This window comes from Bacillus sp. BC08 (genome assembly GCF_054326875.1).
This window is the reverse complement of the sequence record NZ_JBTGPA010000011.1, coordinates 69229-86926: the sequence shown is the minus strand read 5'-3', so window position 1 is coordinate 86926 and position 17698 is coordinate 69229. Positions and strand designations below refer to the sequence as shown.

Below are 17698 nucleotides of genomic sequence, written 5' to 3'. Positions count from 1 at the left end.
GTATAACTAATTACTTTTCGACAAAATCTGTAAAAATATGTATAGGAATTGTAAAATTTCCGAGGAAATGATTGAAAAAAGAAAAAACTGAGCGTTTCAGCTCAGTTTTTAGTCCATTTGTTTCTTTCTATACACGAAGAGTGTAATAACAAGTACCGCAACTAACCAAATTATTATGTTCAATAAATTACTAGTAATTGCACTAAAACCCTCCCCCTTTATAACACTGCTAACTGCCACACCAATATGACGAGTTGGTAAATAATCGATTATTTTTGTAACGACTTCATTCTTCACAAACATTCCAATTAAATCACCGAAAAGAAATATCATTAATATTGGCAATCCAATTGTTGATGTTTGTGGTACATTTTGAGCTAATAATCCAATACAAGTACCAATAAGGTTAAATATTAGCATTCCGAGAACAAAGATAAGTAATAATAATGCAAAATTACCTTCTAATTTACCTAAAATAAGTAGATTAATAAAACAGATTGCAACTGTAATCAGACCTGTTAATGAACTTTTACCAATTAATACTTCAATTGATGATGCTGGTGATAGCATAAGAACACGAAGCGTATTTTTTTCCTTTTCTTCAGCAATGAGCATTGCCTGTACAAAACCTCCGACCATAACTAACGTCATCGCAGTTAATGAATTCGCTCCAATTTCTCTCATATTATCGGAGCGACTAAATAATACCGAAAAGACAAGTGGCATTAACAACATAATTAAAGTTTGTGAATTCGTTTTAAAATCCTGTAACTCTTTCCGAAAAATAGCTGAAAATCTTCTCATTGAAAATGTCATTATAATCCCCTCCCAGTAACTTCAATAAAGATATCGCCTAGCGTTGGTTCGTGTGAATGAATGGATAGTAATTCACCTTTTTTCATCCATTCCGAAATACGTTTTGCACCTAATTCGTCTTTTTGTACGATTTCTTTTTGCTTATCTTTTAATACGACTTGTATTTGGTCTTTCGCGTATTGCAAGCGAAGGTTTTCCGGTGTATCAAGCGCTACAATCTCCCCACCGCATAGAAAGGCGATGCGATTACAAAGTGTTTCTGCTTCATCCATGTTGTGCGTTGTTAAGAAAATCGTCGTCCCTTCTTTATTTAGGTCTTTTAAGATTTTATGAATGTTTTGTACGTTTACTGGATCAAGAGCAGATGTTGGTTCGTCTAAGAAGAGGATATCTGGTTTATGTAGGATTGCTCTAGCTAATGTAACGCGCTGCTTCATTCCTTTTGATAGTTTCTTTACTGGTGTTTTTTTATCATCTAATAGATTCACTTGCGCTAGTACTTCATCGATTCGTTCTTTTTTGCAATCGTATAAGTCGCAAAATAATAGTAAGTTATCATAAATGCTAAGTCTTTCGTATAAGCCGCTATTGTCTGTTAAAATACCGATTCGTTTATAATCGATGCTGCTTGGTCCGGTAATATCTTTACCTAGTACCCTCACTGTTCCAACGCTATGCAGCAATTGAGAAGTTAAAATCTTTACTGTTGTCGTTTTTCCAGATCCACTCGGTCCGAGGAATCCAAAAATTTCTCCTTGCTTCACCTCAATATTTACATTTCGAAGTGCCGTTTTTTCGTTGAAACTTTTCATTACATCTTTCATTTCAATTGCTAATGTCATCTCGTCATCCCCTTTGTTTTTTTCTTTTATAGATGAAAGTCGCTTTAGCGCTTTTCGTTTGTTTATTTCGCTTTTCGTTTGTTTGTTTCGCTTTTCTTGACTCAATCATATGAAAAACAAAGAGGTTACGCAGTAAAATACCGGTAAAAGGAGTATTTTTACCGGTGAATGAATCGTATTTTGAGCTTATTGGGGTAATTTTTACAGCCCAATCACACCTTTTAATTCATCCATTCGTCCTTTTGAAAGCGGAATTGAACTTTTTCTTTCGTCATCCAAAATTAAACTAAAGCTATTACGAGTCCACGTAATTACTTCTCGTACTCTTTGTAAATTCACAAGGTACGAGCGATGACATCTAAAGAAACCGAATCCTGTTAATCTCGCTTCTAGTTCACTTAATGTTAATGCACATACGAAATCACCTTCGCGTACATGAATATGTGTCACTCCATTTTGCGTTTCAATGAAATGAATTTCCATCGGATCAAGTAAAATAATTTTATCGTTCACTTTCGCTGGAATTCTTTCAAGTTTCATTTGCGGAATCATTTGAACAACCTTTTCTTCATCAACCTCTTCAACTTCTTCTTGTTCGATTTCTATTTTCTTCACACCATCGTTATTTAAAATGTATACATCCTCTGTTAACGAAAGGGCGTCTGATAGAAAGGATGACGTAATAAAAATCGCTTTTCCTTTCTCCTTCATTGCCATAATTGCTTTTCGAATAATAATCGTGCTCTCTGTATCTACATTTTGCTCTGGCTCTTCCAAAATAACTAAATCCGGATTATGAATCATAACTCGCCCGATATGAAGGCGACGTTTCTCTGAAAATGATAATTTCTCTATTTTAACGTTTAACTTATCTAAGAGACCGACATATTGTACGACTTCTTCCGTGCTCATATTTGATCCATACAGCCCTATTAAGAACTTAAAGTATTCCTTTACCTTCAAACGTTCGTATGCTTCATCTTTCAAAAAACAAAAACCGATGCGAGAATAATTTTTCTTTCCAATCGATTCTCCCTCAAATAGCACGTTGCCAGTTGAAGCTTCTTCCTCACCAATAATGATGCGGTGCAACACTTTAGCTGTATGGTTATTGCATTGCAAAACAACACATTGTCCCTTCTCAACCGTCAGTTCAACTACTGGTAACTGGTTCGTTTTTCCTAACTGTCTCAACTCCAATAACGCCATTCTGTCTCCCCCAAATGCTTTTTATCTTATTATATCAAACAATTAATGGAAAATTTTGATATTTTATGGAACATTCTAAAAAGAAGACTATCCAAATGAAAGGATAGCCTTCTTCTCTAGTTTTGCTCTACCATATACGTCTTGAGCTGATCACGCAGCGCTCGTTTTAAAAACTTCCCTACAGATGTTTTCGGAATTTCGTTTACAAACAAAATATCGTCTGGCATCCACCATTTCGGAAACTCTGCTTCTAATAAAGCATACAGCTCTTCCCTTTCTACTGCTTGTCCCTCTTTTCATACAACGTAAGCAACGGACGTTCTTGCCATTTTTCATGCGGCACCGCCCACAACAGATGCTTCTAACACTTTATCGTGCGACATTAAGGCATTTTCTAAATCTACGGAAGAAATCCATTTACCTCCAATTTTAATTCCGTCTTTCGTACGATCAGCAATTTTAATAAATCCTTCCGAATCAACCGTGACAATGTCTCCTGTATAGAGCCAACCGTCTTTCATTGATTCTTCTGTACATTCATCCTTGTAATAGCTTCCAGCGATCCATGGGCCCCTTAAACAAAGTTCTGTCATCGCTGAACATTGACGATTTTTTAATATATCAACGATTCGACAAGGAACCTATCTACTAACAAAAGAAAACCGTCCCAACATACCTCTTGGAACGGTCTCTTTTCCCCCTACTTCTTCACCATTAACTTTCCTTCATAATCATTCATCGACTTTATTTCGACACCCTTATAATAATGAGCAACGATATCTGTATATTTCTTGCCTTCCGCTGCCATGCCATTTGCTCCGTATTGGCTCATGCCAACGCCGTGGCCGAAGCCTTTTGTCGTAACAATGATTTTATCTCCATCTTGTTTCCACGTGAAGTCAGAAGAGCGTAAATCTAATTTGTCACGCACATCTCTTCCGGTTAATGTTTTCCCTTGAAACGCTACGTCTTTTACACGTTTTCCTTCTGTGCGCCCTTTAATATCACCAACTTTTCCGTCTGTTAGCACTTTCACACCGAGACGTTTTTGGAAGTCAGCTACTGTAAATGTTTGCTCGCTCGTAAATTTTGGAGAAGCTTGATCCCACGGACTATCTACGCTCTTTAAGTACGGATAATCATTTCCCCAATAATCAGCCGCGTTTTCTGTCCGGCCATTACTCGTTGAGAAGAAGGATGCTGAGATTGGTTTTCCATCATACGTTAAAACTTGTCCTGCGGTTTTCGAAACGGCTTCTTCGATTTTCTTCAAATTATTTTCGTAGTTATTACCCCATTGTTTCTTCAATTCTTCTTTACTTTTGTACACTTGATCTTTCACCGTATCTGTCACGTCCGCATTGTTTTTCTTTCCTCCGCTTAGCATACGCTGCACCACAAATGTTCTCGCTGCTAATGCCTGCGCCTTTAGCGCCTCTATTTCAAAACTGGCATTCATCTCAGAAGCTACTACACCGGTCACATACTCCTCCATAGGTAATGTATCTACCTTTTTCTGTTTCTCACGATATACAGCAACTTGCACCGCTGTATCCACTTTCCCTGGAGCTGGTATACTTTCTATTGCTGGAGGAGTTTTAGAAGCTGCTTCTTCCCCTACCTTTGCTTTCGCAAACGGAATAACAAGAGCAGCAGGTACAATGATAACGAGCGCTATGAGAAGCGCTACTGTGATGAAAAGTGGCTTTGAAAATTTCATCTTATTTCCCCCAATATCCAAAAGCTTTACTCCATTCATTCTTATGGAACAACTCTTTCTTTTAGAACATACTTAAGGGGAACCAGCTAAAACGAAAATTTTCTAAATATTTTTACTGGTACGTGCATAAGTATAGAATTTATTGACTATAACAGTAATAACCCAAAAAAATAGCCCCTACGCCAAAAGACGTAGAGACTATTTCAATTAAGCGTGAAGATCAGAAACTTCTTGTTCTTTCACTTCTTCTACTTTTTCGTTTACACGTTCAATAGTTGCACCTAATGCAGCTAATTTCTTATGGAAATCTACATAACCACGGTCAAGATGCTTTAACTCAGTTACACGAGTGTAACCTTCAGATACTAAACCAGCTAAGATTAATGCAGCAGCAGCACGTAAATCAGTTGCGCCTACTTCAGCACCTTGTAAGCTGTTTGGACCGTTCATAATAACAGAACGACCTTCGATTTTAATATCAGCATTCATACGACGGAATTCTTCAACGTGCATAAAGCGGTTTTCGAATACCGTTTCTGTAATCATACTTGTTCCATCAGCTTGTAGTAATAATGCCATCATTTGTGATTGCATGTCTGTTGGGAAACCTGGGTGAGGCATAGTTTTAATATCAACCGCTTTTAACTTATCTGGGCCGATAACACGTACACCTTCATTTTCCTCAATAACTTTAACACCCATTTCTTCCATTTTCGCTGTAATTGAGCGTAAGTGTTCAGGTACAGCATTTTCAATTAAGATGTCTCCACCAGTAATTGCCGCTGCAACCATGAATGTTCCCGCTTCAATACGGTCAGGAATAATAGAGTGGTTTCCACCATATAATTTATCAACGCCTTCGATACGAATCGTTCCAGTTCCAGCTCCGCGTACTTTCGCTCCCATCGCATTTAAGAAGTTCGCTAAGTCAACGATTTCTGGTTCTTTCGCTGCGTTTTCAAGGATTGTTGTCCCTTTTGCTAATGTAGCTGCAGACATAATGTTTTCTGTCGCGCCCACGCTTGGGAAGTCTAAATAAATTTTAGCTCCTTTTAGTTCTCCCTCAACGTATGCCTCAACAAAACCATTACCAACCTGTACTTTTGCTCCCATTGCTTCGAAGCCTTTTAAATGTTGGTCAATTGGACGTGAACCAATTGCACATCCACCAGGAAGTGCAATACGAGCACGACCGTTACGCGCAAGTAATGGTCCCATTACTTGAACAGATGCACGCATTTTACGTACATATTCAAATGGTGCTTCGATGTTTAGTTCTTTAGAAGCATCGATTGTTACTTGGTTATTTTCAAATACGACTTCAGCATTTAAATGACGTAATACCTCATTAATTGTGTATACATCAGACAAAACTGGTACTTCAGATAGTACATTCTTTCCATCACTCGCTAATAGGGCTGCAGCGATTATAGGTAATACAGCATTTTTTGCGCCCTCAACACGCACTGTGCCGTTTAACCGCTTTCCGCCACGGACGATGATCTTTTCCAAATTATTCCCCTCCGTGTCCTTTTTTCAGTATCTATTCACTCAATACTCAGAAGTTATGATCGGTGTGCCAACCACAATTGTATCTTTGTTGTCTGTAGAACGTATTGCTATTTGCACATTTATTTTCTCTCTATTTGTTGAAAGAGCGTCATCCCACTTTTTATTGTATGCGGAGACTGACACAAATGCTCTTTCTTCTATCTGTTCGATCGCTCTTGCTGAAAGATCTTTCAAAACCTGATTGGTTTTATTTTGCAAAACACCTTCAATCTTATCATTCAGTACACCTTGAACACAAGTGTAAATTATAGGTTTTTCACTAAAAATTTTATTTGTTTTCTGAATGTACTTCGGGTCCCATTTCGCCCCACTTACTTCAAAAATAATGAAAGTGTTTTCTTTAGTATTTTCCTTACTCCATGTTACTACTACTCGTTCTTCATAAGAAGAAAACTTTTTATAGGATGTAGCTTTATATCCATCTGGAGATTGCTCTAATTCCCACCTTTGAATATTCGCCTTGTCCTTCACATCGTTTAACAACTTTTGAAACGTATGTATATTAGAAATTGTTTTTGTTTCTCGCGCTAACCATGACCACTTCTCTACTTTAGCATTATTTTTCTCTAAAGTTGCAATCATGCTCTCCATTTTCTGTTCATCACTGATCGGTTTCATTTCTCTATATCCAACCAAAAATAAAACAACACTTATCACAACAATAAGAATGGCTTTAAGCTTCAATTTCATCCCCTCCTATCCCCATTGTTAACGGAGATATGAGGTTCTATACACTTACTTTACTAAATACGTTAAACTCTTTGAATAGCCTAAATAATCAAGGAAAAAGTTACTTACAGAGGTCCCAATTGTAATTGTAATTAGGATGAGTAATACTCGCGTCTGCATCACCTTTCCAGGCTTCATTAAACGCTCAATGTGAATACCTTGTAAGGCCCACCACGTAATGGTAATAAACAATAAATGCGAAACGATGGCAATCAGTGCTTGTTGCCCTAAAAGATGTGCCAAAAAATCGACCCCTTTTTACCCAGCTACTACTTACGAAATACTATAAAAACGATACCATAATAAGTAGGAGCCACACTTTTTCAAATACAAATAAGCATCTTACATTTCACATCGTAATTTACTCTTAAAAAACGTATACCTACATGCATTTTCAATTGTAGTTCACACAAAATAAAAAGCGCAGAGTAACAACTCCACACCTTTTATTTTCACTATTGTACCACGTTCCCTAGGAAGAAGAAATCCTTCATTAATGGAAAATATTCATAAAAGAAATTGTATCCGATCATCGGCATAATCCCTAGTATTACAATCGAAATTGCACAAAGGCTCATAACAACCTTTATATTGAATGGCAAATGAAATTTCTCTTCCATTTCTCCCGTCCGGAAAAACATTTGCTGTAGAATACGGAAATAATATACGAATGAAATGACTGTCGTCCCCATCATAATAGAAGCTAGTACGTAATGAGCTGGCTCTACATGCAGTGCACCTAAAAAGATGTTAATTTTCCCGATGAAACCAGCTGTTCCTGGTATTCCGGCCAACGATAAAATAAAAATCGTCATCACTATCGCTGTAAATGGCGACCTTTTATATAATCCGGTGAAAATCGTAATGTTTTCTTTGTCGCTTTGTAAGATTAAGCCGTGGATAATTGCAAACGCGCCTATATTCATAAGCATATACGCAAGCATGTAAAACCACATGCTATCCATCGTAAATGGTGATAGTGCTACAAGCGGAACGAGTAAATACCCCGCATGTGCGATTCCCGAATAGGCAAATAGGCGTTTTACGTTATATTGCTTTAACGCTACTACATTTCCAATAATCATCGTAATACTCGCTAGTACCGCAATGTATATGCTCATACGTCCGTATAAAGATTGCATGTCTCCTTGCACCGATACACTTGCAAAAACCATGAGAAACAGACGAATAATGAGTAAGAATCCAGCAATTTTAGAAATCGTTCCAAGAAAAGCAGTAACAGGCGTAGCCGCTCCCTCATACACATCTGGTGCCCACATATGAAACGGCACCGTCGCAATTTTAAACGAGAGTCCAACGAGTAATAGTAGAAATGCGAGAGCTAACAATAACTGAATACCACCAGCAAGCTCCCCTGCGAATACTTTTTGCATATCCACGATATTAGTTGATCCTGTAATACCGTATAAATAACTCATTCCAAAGAGCGTAATTGCCGTTCCAATCCCTCCGTTAATGACATATTTCATGGCCGCCTCGTTTGATGCACGGTTCTTTTTTCGTATTCCTACTAAAATATATGAAGAAAGTGAAAGCAATTCTAAACCGACGAAAAGTGTAATGAAGTCGACACTAGAAGCCATAAACATAGCCCCAAGAAGTGCCATTAAAAATAAGTAATAATATTCTCCCTTATCTTCAATGGGATTCTTCTTATCATCGCTCATTGCGGTGCATAAGATAAGAGCTGCTCCGCCTAACAACAACGTTTTGAACCCTTTTGAAAACCCATCTAACACGAACGATCCGTTTAAAATATCTCCTGTCGGTTCACCATATAGCGTAATTAATGACACGATTGCTAATATGACAGCTGCGATTGCACTAAGCGCTACATATCTATGGTTCAACTTAAAAAACAAATCACATATGGAAAGAAGGATGGCCGCTCCGAGAATTATGAATTCTGGCACCATGAGATGCCATGACAAGCTAAGTAACGTATTCATATCCATCCTACTTCACCCCCAATGTTTTCAATGTATTTTGAAGCGGATCCCCTAGTATTTCTGGCATTACTCCAATTGCAATAATGCAGAAGATAAGTAGCAATATAGGGACATACTCCCACCCGTGTATATCAGCTTTCGCTTCCCACTCTTTCTTACCAAATGTTACTTGCAGTGTTGCTCTTAATACGTATACAGCGGTTAAAATGATGCCGAGTACACCGACTGCCGCAATGACCGGCTCTCCTTGGAATAAACCGAGAAAGGCAAGAAACTCGCTAACAAATCCAGACATTCCTGGTAATCCAAGCGATGCCATTCCTCCCGCTAAGAAGAATCCGCTAAGTACCGGGACACTTTTTGCGAGTCCGCCAAGTGCTGTAATATCCGACGTTCCAAAGCGCTGTTCTATAACGCCAAGTAAGAAGAAGAGTAAGGCTGCAATTAAACCGTGCGAGACAACTTGGAATAGCGCCCCTTGTGTACCTGGTGCATTTAACGCCGCAAGGCCCATTAATACAATGCCCATATGCGAAATACTAGAGTAAGCAAGCACCTTCCGAAAGTCCGTTTGGATGAGCGCTAAGAAGGCTCCGTACAATAAATTAATAACTCCCAAAATCGCAATGAGCGTTGCAAACTCGCGAAAGTATTCCGGGAATAGCCCTTTTCCGAAACGAATCATACCGTATGCTCCAATCTTCAGTAAAACGCCCGCATGAAGCATAACTACAGCTGGATGCGCTTCAATATGCACATTAACCATCCAGCGATGTAACGGGAAAACGGGTAGTTTAATCGCAAAAGCGATCATTATGGCAAGAAACAAACCGAACTGTAAGCTACTTGAGACAGCCATTCCTCCCCCAGCACCTACACTCGTTAATATTTCTTTAAGCTCTGTAATATTTGTTGTACCTGTTTTTGCAAATAAAACCGAGAAAACGATGAGTAAAATAGCGGAGCCGATACCGTTATATATTAAATAACTATAAGCAGCCTTTTCACTCGACAATTTCCCCCACTTCCCAATTAATAAAAACATTGGCGGCAATGTAATTTCAAAGAAGATAAAGAACAACATTAAATTTTGAGCAGCGAATACGCCGAGCATCCCTATTTCTAGCATGAGTAGCAGTATATAAAAGGCTTTTAAGTTCCTTTTAATAGTAAATGCCGCAATTGCTGCAAGCATCGCTAGAAGGGCCGTCAGCACCATCATAACGAGCGATAAACCATCAATACCAAGCTCGTAATAAATGGAAAACCATCTTTTATCCACCGCTGCAAAATCCCCAAATTTAATCCATTTCACTTTTTCATCGAATAGCGACAAACTCTTTCCAGAAGCATATGTACAAGCGAGGACGATAGCAATTCCAAATGGAAGCGCCGTCCCAAATAAACCAAGCGCTCGCACTGTACGTGATTCTTTTTTCGGTGTTAATACAAGTAAAAGAATTCCTAAAAGCGGGGAAAAAATGAAGAACGTTAATAACAAATCATTCATCGTAAATCCCCTCCCGTATAGAGCAAAATAATGACGAGTACTGCAAGCGAAACAGCTGTTACAGTGCCGTACACTTGTACATTTCCATTTTGGAGTCTAGAACCGAGTCCGCTTATCCCTTTAACTAGACTCCCTATTAAAACAGCAATTCCTTCGACTACATACACCTCAAATAAGCGAAGCACATGAGCGATTCCCTTCGTAATAGGGCGCACCGTCATATTGTATAGTTCATCCACATAATATTTCTCTTTCAAAACGTTATAAAGAGGTGTTCCCTCGCCACCAGCCCAATCTCTAGAAATAGATTTCTTACCATATATGAAATATGCGAGAGCGATTCCTGCAAATGAAACGAGCGTCGCTACGATCATAATCCAAACTGGTCCGTGTACCTCTCGCGCTTTAAATGCTACATCTTTCGTAAGCCAATCTCCTAGAAATGTCCCAAACCATGGTGTATTCATATAACCTGCCACTACCGCGAGGACGCCGAGGACAATCATCGGATACGTCATAACGCGTGGCGATTCATGCACATCTTCCTTCGTCTTCGCTTCCCCAGTAAAGACAAGGAAGTATAGCCGGAACATGTAGAATGCTGTTAAAAATGCTGCAATGACTGCTAATATGAATAAAACATAATTGCCATTCATCCAAGCCGCCGCTAAAATTTCATCTTTACTAAAGAAACCGGAAAGGAGTGGCACACCACTAATTGCAAGAGTACCGATTAAAAATAGTGCACCCGTTACTTTCATCTTCTTCTGTAAACCGCCCATTTTATTAATGTTTTGCGTATGCACTGCATGAATGACACTTCCTGCCGCCAAAAATAGTAGCGCTTTAAAAAAGGCGTGTGTCGTTAAATGGAAAACCCCAGCTACATAACCAGCAGATCCTAACGCAAGCATCATATACCCGAGCTGGCTAACTGTAGAATAAGCAAGTACTCTCTTTATATCCGTTTGTACAAGACCGATGGAAGCCGCAAATATTGCAGTGAAGGCTCCAACAATTGCCACCGTCTGCATCGCCACCGCACTTGCTGAAAATAACGGGAACATCGTCGCCACTAAATATACGCCAGCTGCGACCATTGTCGCCGCATGAATAAGTGCCGAAACAGGCGTCGGCCCCTCCATTGCATCTGGTAACCACGTATGAAGCGGGAACTGACCTGATTTTCCCATTGCCCCAATAAAAATTAAGATCGCCGTTATTGTAATCATCGTAGGGGTAAGATCACCTGTATGAATCGCTCTAAAAATTGCATCATATTCAAAACTACCTGCATGCCAGAAAATTAAGATCATCCCAATAAATAAACCGACATCTCCAATACGGGTCATAATAAAAGCGTTTTTCGCAGCAGCCTTTGCTTCTTCTTTAAAGAAATAAAAACCGATGAGTAAAAATGAACCGAGACCTACTAACTCCCAAAATATATAAAGCTGTAGTAAATTCGGTGATATAACGAGCCCGAGCATCGCAAATGTAAAGAGCCCTAAATAGGCATAAAAGGTTGGCAATCTTTCCTCGCCTTTCATATAACCTTTCGAATACACATGTACAAGTAAACTCACAAGTGTAACGATAAACAACATTAAAGCTCCTAATGCTGTCACTTCAAAGCCAAATGATATATCAATATCTCCTGTTCTAAGCCATACCCACTTATGCTTCACTGGTACTGTTGAAAACCGTTCTATTAATACAAATACCGCAATGATAAAGGAGAGAAAGACGAGGAAAATACTAAGTACACTGCTTCCTTCTCTAATTTTCTTCCCGAATATAAGTAATAACAAAAACGAAACAAGCGGGAAAAGCGGTATGAGCCATGCATAATCGATCATTGTTTCCTTCCCCCTTTTCGGTCACAATGTTATCCTTTGAGCGTATCCATTTCATCTACATGAACCGTCGTACGATTACGATACAGAGCAATTAAAATGGCGAGCCCTACCGCCGCCTCCGCAGCCGCTACAGCCATCGTAAACAGAGAGAAAATTTGCCCTGTTAAATTTGGGAACAAACCTAATTTACTAAACGCTACTAAATTTAAATTGGCCGCATTAAGCATTAATTCAATACAAACTAATACAATCACTGTATTTCGCTTCGTTAAAGCTCCAAACAAACCGATGCAAAACAAAATAATTGCAAGCGTTAAATATGCAGAAGCCGGAACGCTACTCATTGGAATCCTCCTCTTTCTCATCCTTCTTCGCAAGTATAATCGCGCCAACAAGTGCTACAAGTAAAATAACTGAGGTTAACTCAAATGGAATAATATATTTTGAATAGAGAAGTGTACCGATTTGAAGTGTGTTTTTTTCATGGAGAGGTAAACTTCCTTGTGTGCTTTCATTTGCAAAATCAATATTGTTAACAGCGAAATACATAACTGCCCCAAATGCTACAACCGCAAAGAAGATAATCCACTTTCGAAGAGTAAGACGTGATTCATTTTCTGCGTTATGTTGTGTTAACATAATGCCAAAAATCATAATAATTGTGATCGCACCCGAGTAAAGTAAAATTTGTGCAACTCCGATAAATTCGGCCGATAAAAGAAAATACAAACCTGCGATACTAAGAAATGTCAGAACGAGAGCTAGCATCATATGCATGACTTTCGTTAAATTCAACATAAGAACGCCGCCGATAATTGCAGACAAGGATAGTATGAAGAATGCTACAAACTCGCCATTCATGCTTTATTCTCCTTCCTGACGTTTTCGTCGTTTTCATCAAGCCACTGCAAATTTTTAAATAAATCATCACGTGAATATTCCGCGAGTTCAAAGTTGTTTGTCATAACAATCGCCTCTGTCGGACAAACTTCTGTACATAAATCACACAGAATACAAATTTCAAAATTAATATCGTACGTGTCGATAATTTTTCCTTTTTTCGTAGGATCCGGATGTTTTTTCCCTGTTAACTGAATACAGTCTGTCGGACAAATGTTAGAGCACTGGTTACAAACAATGCACTTTTCCGGATAAAACTTTTGAATACCTCGAAAGCGGTCTGGCAACGGCAACGGTTGATTCGGATAATCGTAAGTCACCTTCTTCTTACTCAAATTGCTTAATGTATATTTTAATCCTTTAAATAGTCCTTTCATCTCTTACTGGCACCCCCCTCATAGATTAGAAGAATAACTCCTTAATCAATGCCGTTAAGAAAATATTCGCAAGTGCAATTGGCAATAATACCTTCCAGCCAAACTCCATTAACTGGTCACCTCTTATACGCGGGAACGTAACGCGGAACCAAATTAATAGAAAGACTACACTGCTAAATTTCAAAGCAAACCATACAGCTCCTGGAATAAATCCAAGGAACATGACTGGATTCCACCCACCTAAAAAGAGCACTGTAATTAAAGATGCCATTCCGAAGAAATATACGTACTCTGAAAGCATGAAAAACGCCCAGCGAAATCCTGAGTATTCCGTATGATATCCAGAAACAAGTTCCGACTCGGCTTCTGGTAAATCAAACGGCGTCCTATTTAACTCTGCTACCGCCGCAATTAAGAAAACGACGAATCCGATTGGCTGCACGAAAATGTACCAAACATTCTCCTGCGCTGCTACAATTTCATTTAAATTCAGACTACCAGCTAACAAAACAACGCCAATTACACTCATTACGAGCGGAATTTCATAAGAAATCATTTGCGCCGCCGCACGCATCCCTCCTAAAAGGGAATATTTATTATTTGATGCCCATCCTCCGGTCACGACACCAATCGTCGTAATGCCAGAAACAGCAATGTAATACAGTAAGCCTACGCCAATATCCGCAAACTGAAATTTATCAGTAAACGGGATGACTGCAAGCACCATAAATGCCGGTGCGAATGCAATAACGGGTGCTAATATAAACAACGGTTTATCTGCCGCTTTCGGAATACTATCTTCTTTCAGTAATAGTTTTAAAACATCGGCTACCGTTTGCAGTAAGCCGAACCGGCCCCCAACTTGATTGGGTCCAATCCGCCCCTGCATAAACCCCATTACCTTCCGTTCTGCCAAAATACCATATGTAACGAAGCCAAGGACTGCAAATAATAGAAGCACCGCTAATCCGAAAAAAATGAAGAAATTCGTCCAGCTTGAAGGTGATTGTAAGAGCGTTTCAATCATTAGCCATCAACCTCCCCAAGTACAATATCAACTCCACCTAAAATCGTAATTAAATTGGCGATGTTTTCACCTTTCAATAACTTCGGTAAAATTTGCAAATTGTAAAATGACGGTCTGCGAAACTTTAAGCGGTACGGCTCTTTCTTTCCATCACTAGCAATATAGCAACCAATCTCTCCTCGCGGTGATTCTATACGTACAAACGCTTCCCCTTTAGGCACCTTAATGATTTTCGGCACTTTCGCCAGCACAGCTCCGTCTTTCGGGAACTGCTGAACAGCTTGCTCAACAATTTTTAATGACTCCTCAATTTCCTCCATGCGGCAAACGTAACGATCCCAAGCATCTCCCAGGCTCCCAACAGGAATATCGAAATCAAAACGATCATAAATAGAGTACGGTTCATCCTTGCGAAGGTCCCAGTTTACTCCGGTACACCGCAAATTCGCTCCGCTTAAAGAATACGAAATCGCTTCTTCCGCGCTATATATACCAACGCCTTTTACACGATTTAAGAAAATCTCATTACCGCTAACGAGATCATGATAACCTGCCAATTGCTCTCTCATATACGGAACAAACTCTTCCACTTTTTCAATCCAACCGTCCGGCGCATCCCACTTTACACCCCCGACTCTCATATAATTAAAAGTAAGCCGGGCACCGCATAATTCATTTAATAAATTTATAATCATCTCTCGTTCACGAAACGCGTACAAAAATGGGCTGACCGCTCCTATATCAAGAAGATTCGTCCCCCACCAAACGAGGTGGCTCGCAATCCTTCCAAGCTCCATTGCAAGTACTCGCAAGTATTCGGCCCGCTCCGGTATTTCAAGCCCCATCATCGTCTCTACAGCATGGCAAATGACATAATTATTCGTCATGGCCGATAAATAGTCCATTCGATCTGTATAAGGGATAATTTGCGTATACTGTAAGCTCTCAGCAATCTTTTCGGTCCCGCGATGCAAATATCCAATAACCGGTGTAGCTTCTTTAATAATTTCCCCATCAATCTTAATAACAAGCCTGAACACACCGTGCGTACTCGGATGCTGAGGCCCTACATTCAAAAGCATTTCTTCCGTACGGATCATAAGCTACACCTCCACATCATACGGTTCATAATCTTTCCTAAGCGGATGCCCTATCCAATCATCTGGCATTAAAATACGTGATAAATTTGGATGTCCCTTAAATACAATGCCGAGCAAATCATACGCTTCCCGCTCCGGCCAGTCCGCGCCTTTCCAAAACGCTGTCACCGATTCTACTTGAGGCTCTTCCCTATCCAGCTTCACCTTCACCGCTACTGACTGTTTCTTTCCATATGAAAATAAATGAACATATACTTCCATATGTGTCACAAAATCTGTCGCATGTAACTCTGACATATAATCAAAAGCAAGTCCCTCATGGAATCGCAGTAACTCCATCACTTCATAATATTTTGAGGGCTCCACCACAAGAGTTGGTACATCTTTTGAAAGTTTATTAATGTAGGAATCTACTAATGTATTCTCTCCTACTTTCCCCTTAATAACTTCAACATACTGATTTAAATACGGTCGATTCACAGATGGCTCTTCCGGCTTCAGTTCCTCTTCCTTCTTACCTTCAGTGCCCTTTATCTTCGCCCTTGCAGCCGCTGCCGCTTTTGCCTTCGCTGCTGCAATTGCCTTCGCCTTTTCATCTCCCGAATCCCCATCACCTTGCGAGGCCTTCTGCTTCGCTAGAGCCGCTGCTTTTGCCTTTGCTACCGCCACGGCCTTTGCCTTCGCTTTTGCCTTGTCCTCTTCCGTTACTTCTTCGCTTCCTCCTCTTTTTTGCTTCGCTAATGCTGCCGCTTTTGCTTTTGCCGCAGCGGCTGCCTTTGCCTTCGCTTTGGCCTTTTCTTCTTCCGGTATTCCTTCTATTTCTTCTCTTTTTTGCTTCGCTAACGCCGAAGCTTTTGCTTTTGCCGTAGCGGCGGCACGGCGTTTTGCGTCTTCCAAAGTCATTTCACTATCTTTTGGTAGCGCTTTCTCTTTTTCTCGATTTTCTTCCTCAAGTTTACTTATTTCTGCATCATGTTTCGCAACAAGACGCTTTCTTGCCTCTTCTTTCGCACGCCTAGCCGCTTCTCTTTTCAAATCCTCTAAGTCTTTGTTTGGATCACTCATTTATTCGTCACCTGCTTTCCCGTCTTTGCCTCGTAACGAATTTTTTCTTTCAATTTATTAATTCCATAAATTAAGGCAGCAGGATTTGGTGGGCAGCCAGGAATATACACGTCAACTGGTACGATTTGATCTACACCTTTCACAACAGCGTATGAATTTACATATGGACCACCTGCTGTCGCACAGGATCCCATTGCAATAACCCATTTTGGTTCAGGCATTTGATCGTATAAACGCCGAACAATAGGAGCCATCTTCTTCGTTACCGTTCCCGACACAATCATAACGTCCGATTGCCTTGGTGAAGTCCGAAAAAATGACCCAAATCGATCTAAATCATAATGTGATGAACCTACTCCCATCATTTCAATTGCACAGCATGCTAGTCCGAATGTCATCGGCCATAAAGAGTTGCTACGTGCCCATCCTTTCAACTGTTCCAATGTAGAAAAAAAGATATTTCGTTCTAATTCCGCTCGTTCATTTGGATGTAATTCCTCAAAATTTATAACCATTGTAACACCTTCTTTTTCCAAGCATACGCTAATCCAACTAGCAACATTACAACAAAGATGAGCATTTCAATCAATGCAAATAAACCGAGCTTGTCATATGCGACGGCCCATGGATATAAAAATAAAGTTTCTACATCAAAGATGACAAACAATAAAGCAAAAATATAATAACGAGCATGAAACCGAATATTCGCATCATGAAAAGGCTCAATCCCACTCTCATACGTCGTCGCTTTCGCTGCACTTGGTTTGTTTGGACGCAGCATCCTTCCTAATGTAAGAGCCACTACCGGCAGCAATATGCCTAATAGCAAGAAAATCAAAACGATCATATAACTATTTTCATATACACTTGCCATTGTGAAACCCTCCCCCCTGAATTAAGAACAAGTTCACTTAGTAAACAATATGTCCTAGTTGCAGTAATTATTATTTTTAAATTTTTCTAAATAATGCAACTATTTTAATCATTATAGCAAACTTCAAA

The 17698-nt window shown here is 39.6% G+C and carries 18 protein-coding genes and 1 pseudogene; all 19 read right to left on the bottom strand.

The window, feature by feature from the left end; translation table 11 throughout:
- Positions 1-108: 108 nt before the first annotated feature.
- A complete protein-coding gene (locus tag ACXVYO_RS02010) occupies positions 109-816 on the bottom strand; it encodes an ABC transporter permease (RefSeq protein ID WP_088064857.1) in 708 nt (235 codons plus the stop codon).
- Positions 816-1658 (bottom strand): ABC transporter ATP-binding protein, encoded by an 843-nt coding sequence (locus ACXVYO_RS02005; RefSeq protein WP_163095916.1) that lies wholly within the window; start codon positions 1656-1658, stop codon positions 816-818. The genes ACXVYO_RS02010 and ACXVYO_RS02005 overlap by 1 nt, the downstream gene beginning before the upstream one ends.
- 201 nt (positions 1659-1859) lie before the next feature.
- Positions 1860-2867 carry a LytTR family transcriptional regulator DNA-binding domain-containing protein gene (locus ACXVYO_RS02000; RefSeq protein WP_458465898.1) on the bottom strand — a complete coding sequence of 336 codons (1008 nt, stop codon included), beginning with the start codon at positions 2865-2867 and terminating at the stop codon, positions 1860-1862.
- 116 nt (positions 2868-2983) lie between these two features.
- Positions 2984-3460, bottom strand: a pseudogene (locus tag ACXVYO_RS01995) (AMP-binding enzyme); the annotation flags it as partial.
- Between the two features lie 107 nt (positions 3461-3567).
- Entirely contained in the window at positions 3568-4587 is a 1020-nt protein-coding gene (spoIID, locus tag ACXVYO_RS01990; RefSeq protein ID WP_073517180.1) for a stage II sporulation protein D, read from the bottom strand.
- Between the two features lie 207 nt (positions 4588-4794).
- Positions 4795-6099, bottom strand: a complete 1305-nt coding sequence (murA, locus tag ACXVYO_RS01985; RefSeq protein ID WP_000411269.1) for a UDP-N-acetylglucosamine 1-carboxyvinyltransferase — start codon at positions 6097-6099, stop codon at positions 4795-4797.
- Between the two features lie 39 nt (positions 6100-6138).
- Entirely contained in the window at positions 6139-6843 is a 705-nt protein-coding gene (locus ACXVYO_RS01980) for a YwmB family TATA-box binding protein (protein WP_458465897.1), read from the bottom strand.
- Positions 6844-6894: 51 nt separating this feature from the next.
- Entirely contained in the window at positions 6895-7131 is a 237-nt protein-coding gene (locus ACXVYO_RS01975; protein ID WP_071724788.1) for a DUF1146 family protein, read from the bottom strand.
- Positions 7132-7343: 212 nt separating this feature from the next.
- A complete protein-coding gene (gene nuoN, locus ACXVYO_RS01970; protein WP_458465906.1) occupies positions 7344-8858 on the bottom strand; it encodes an NADH-quinone oxidoreductase subunit NuoN in 1515 nt (504 codons plus the stop codon).
- A gap of 7 nt (positions 8859-8865) precedes the next feature.
- Positions 8866-10368, bottom strand: a complete 1503-nt coding sequence (locus ACXVYO_RS01965) for an NADH-quinone oxidoreductase subunit M (protein ID WP_458465896.1) — start codon at positions 10366-10368, stop codon at positions 8866-8868.
- Positions 10365-12227 carry an NADH-quinone oxidoreductase subunit L gene (nuoL, locus tag ACXVYO_RS01960; RefSeq protein WP_458465895.1) on the bottom strand — a complete coding sequence of 621 codons (1863 nt, stop codon included), beginning with the start codon at positions 12225-12227 and terminating at the stop codon, positions 10365-10367. The genes ACXVYO_RS01965 and nuoL overlap by 4 nt, the downstream gene beginning before the upstream one ends.
- Before the next feature lie 29 nt (positions 12228-12256).
- On the bottom strand, positions 12257-12571 hold the full coding sequence (nuoK, locus tag ACXVYO_RS01955) for an NADH-quinone oxidoreductase subunit NuoK (RefSeq protein WP_000100078.1): 315 nt from the start codon (positions 12569-12571) through the stop codon (positions 12257-12259).
- Complete coding sequence (locus ACXVYO_RS01950) at positions 12564-13088, bottom strand: NADH-quinone oxidoreductase subunit J (RefSeq protein WP_001012824.1); 525 nt, start codon at positions 13086-13088, stop codon at positions 12564-12566. The genes nuoK and ACXVYO_RS01950 overlap by 8 nt, the downstream gene beginning before the upstream one ends.
- Positions 13085-13504, bottom strand: coding sequence for an NADH-quinone oxidoreductase subunit NuoI (gene nuoI, locus ACXVYO_RS01945; protein ID WP_000677191.1), 420 nt, complete (start codon positions 13502-13504; stop codon positions 13085-13087). The genes ACXVYO_RS01950 and nuoI overlap by 4 nt, the downstream gene beginning before the upstream one ends.
- Positions 13505-13529: 25 nt before the next feature.
- Positions 13530-14531, bottom strand: coding sequence for an NADH-quinone oxidoreductase subunit NuoH (nuoH, locus tag ACXVYO_RS01940; protein ID WP_000573437.1), 1002 nt, complete (start codon positions 14529-14531; stop codon positions 13530-13532).
- Positions 14531-15631, bottom strand: coding sequence for an NADH-quinone oxidoreductase subunit NuoD (gene nuoD / locus ACXVYO_RS01935; RefSeq protein ID WP_458465894.1), 1101 nt, complete (start codon positions 15629-15631; stop codon positions 14531-14533). Before nuoD ends, nuoH begins: the two co-directional genes overlap by 1 nt.
- 3 nt (positions 15632-15634) lie before the next feature.
- Positions 15635-16696, bottom strand: coding sequence for an NADH-quinone oxidoreductase subunit C (locus ACXVYO_RS01930; protein ID WP_458465893.1), 1062 nt, complete (start codon positions 16694-16696; stop codon positions 15635-15637).
- Positions 16693-17211 (bottom strand): NADH-quinone oxidoreductase subunit NuoB, encoded by a 519-nt coding sequence (gene nuoB, locus ACXVYO_RS01925; RefSeq protein WP_000236331.1) that lies wholly within the window; start codon positions 17209-17211, stop codon positions 16693-16695. Before nuoB ends, ACXVYO_RS01930 begins: the two co-directional genes overlap by 4 nt.
- Positions 17202-17570 (bottom strand): NADH-quinone oxidoreductase subunit NuoA, encoded by a 369-nt coding sequence (gene nuoA, locus ACXVYO_RS01920; RefSeq protein ID WP_000179273.1) that lies wholly within the window; start codon positions 17568-17570, stop codon positions 17202-17204. Before nuoA ends, nuoB begins: the two co-directional genes overlap by 10 nt.
- Between the last annotated feature and the right edge of the window lie 128 nt (positions 17571-17698).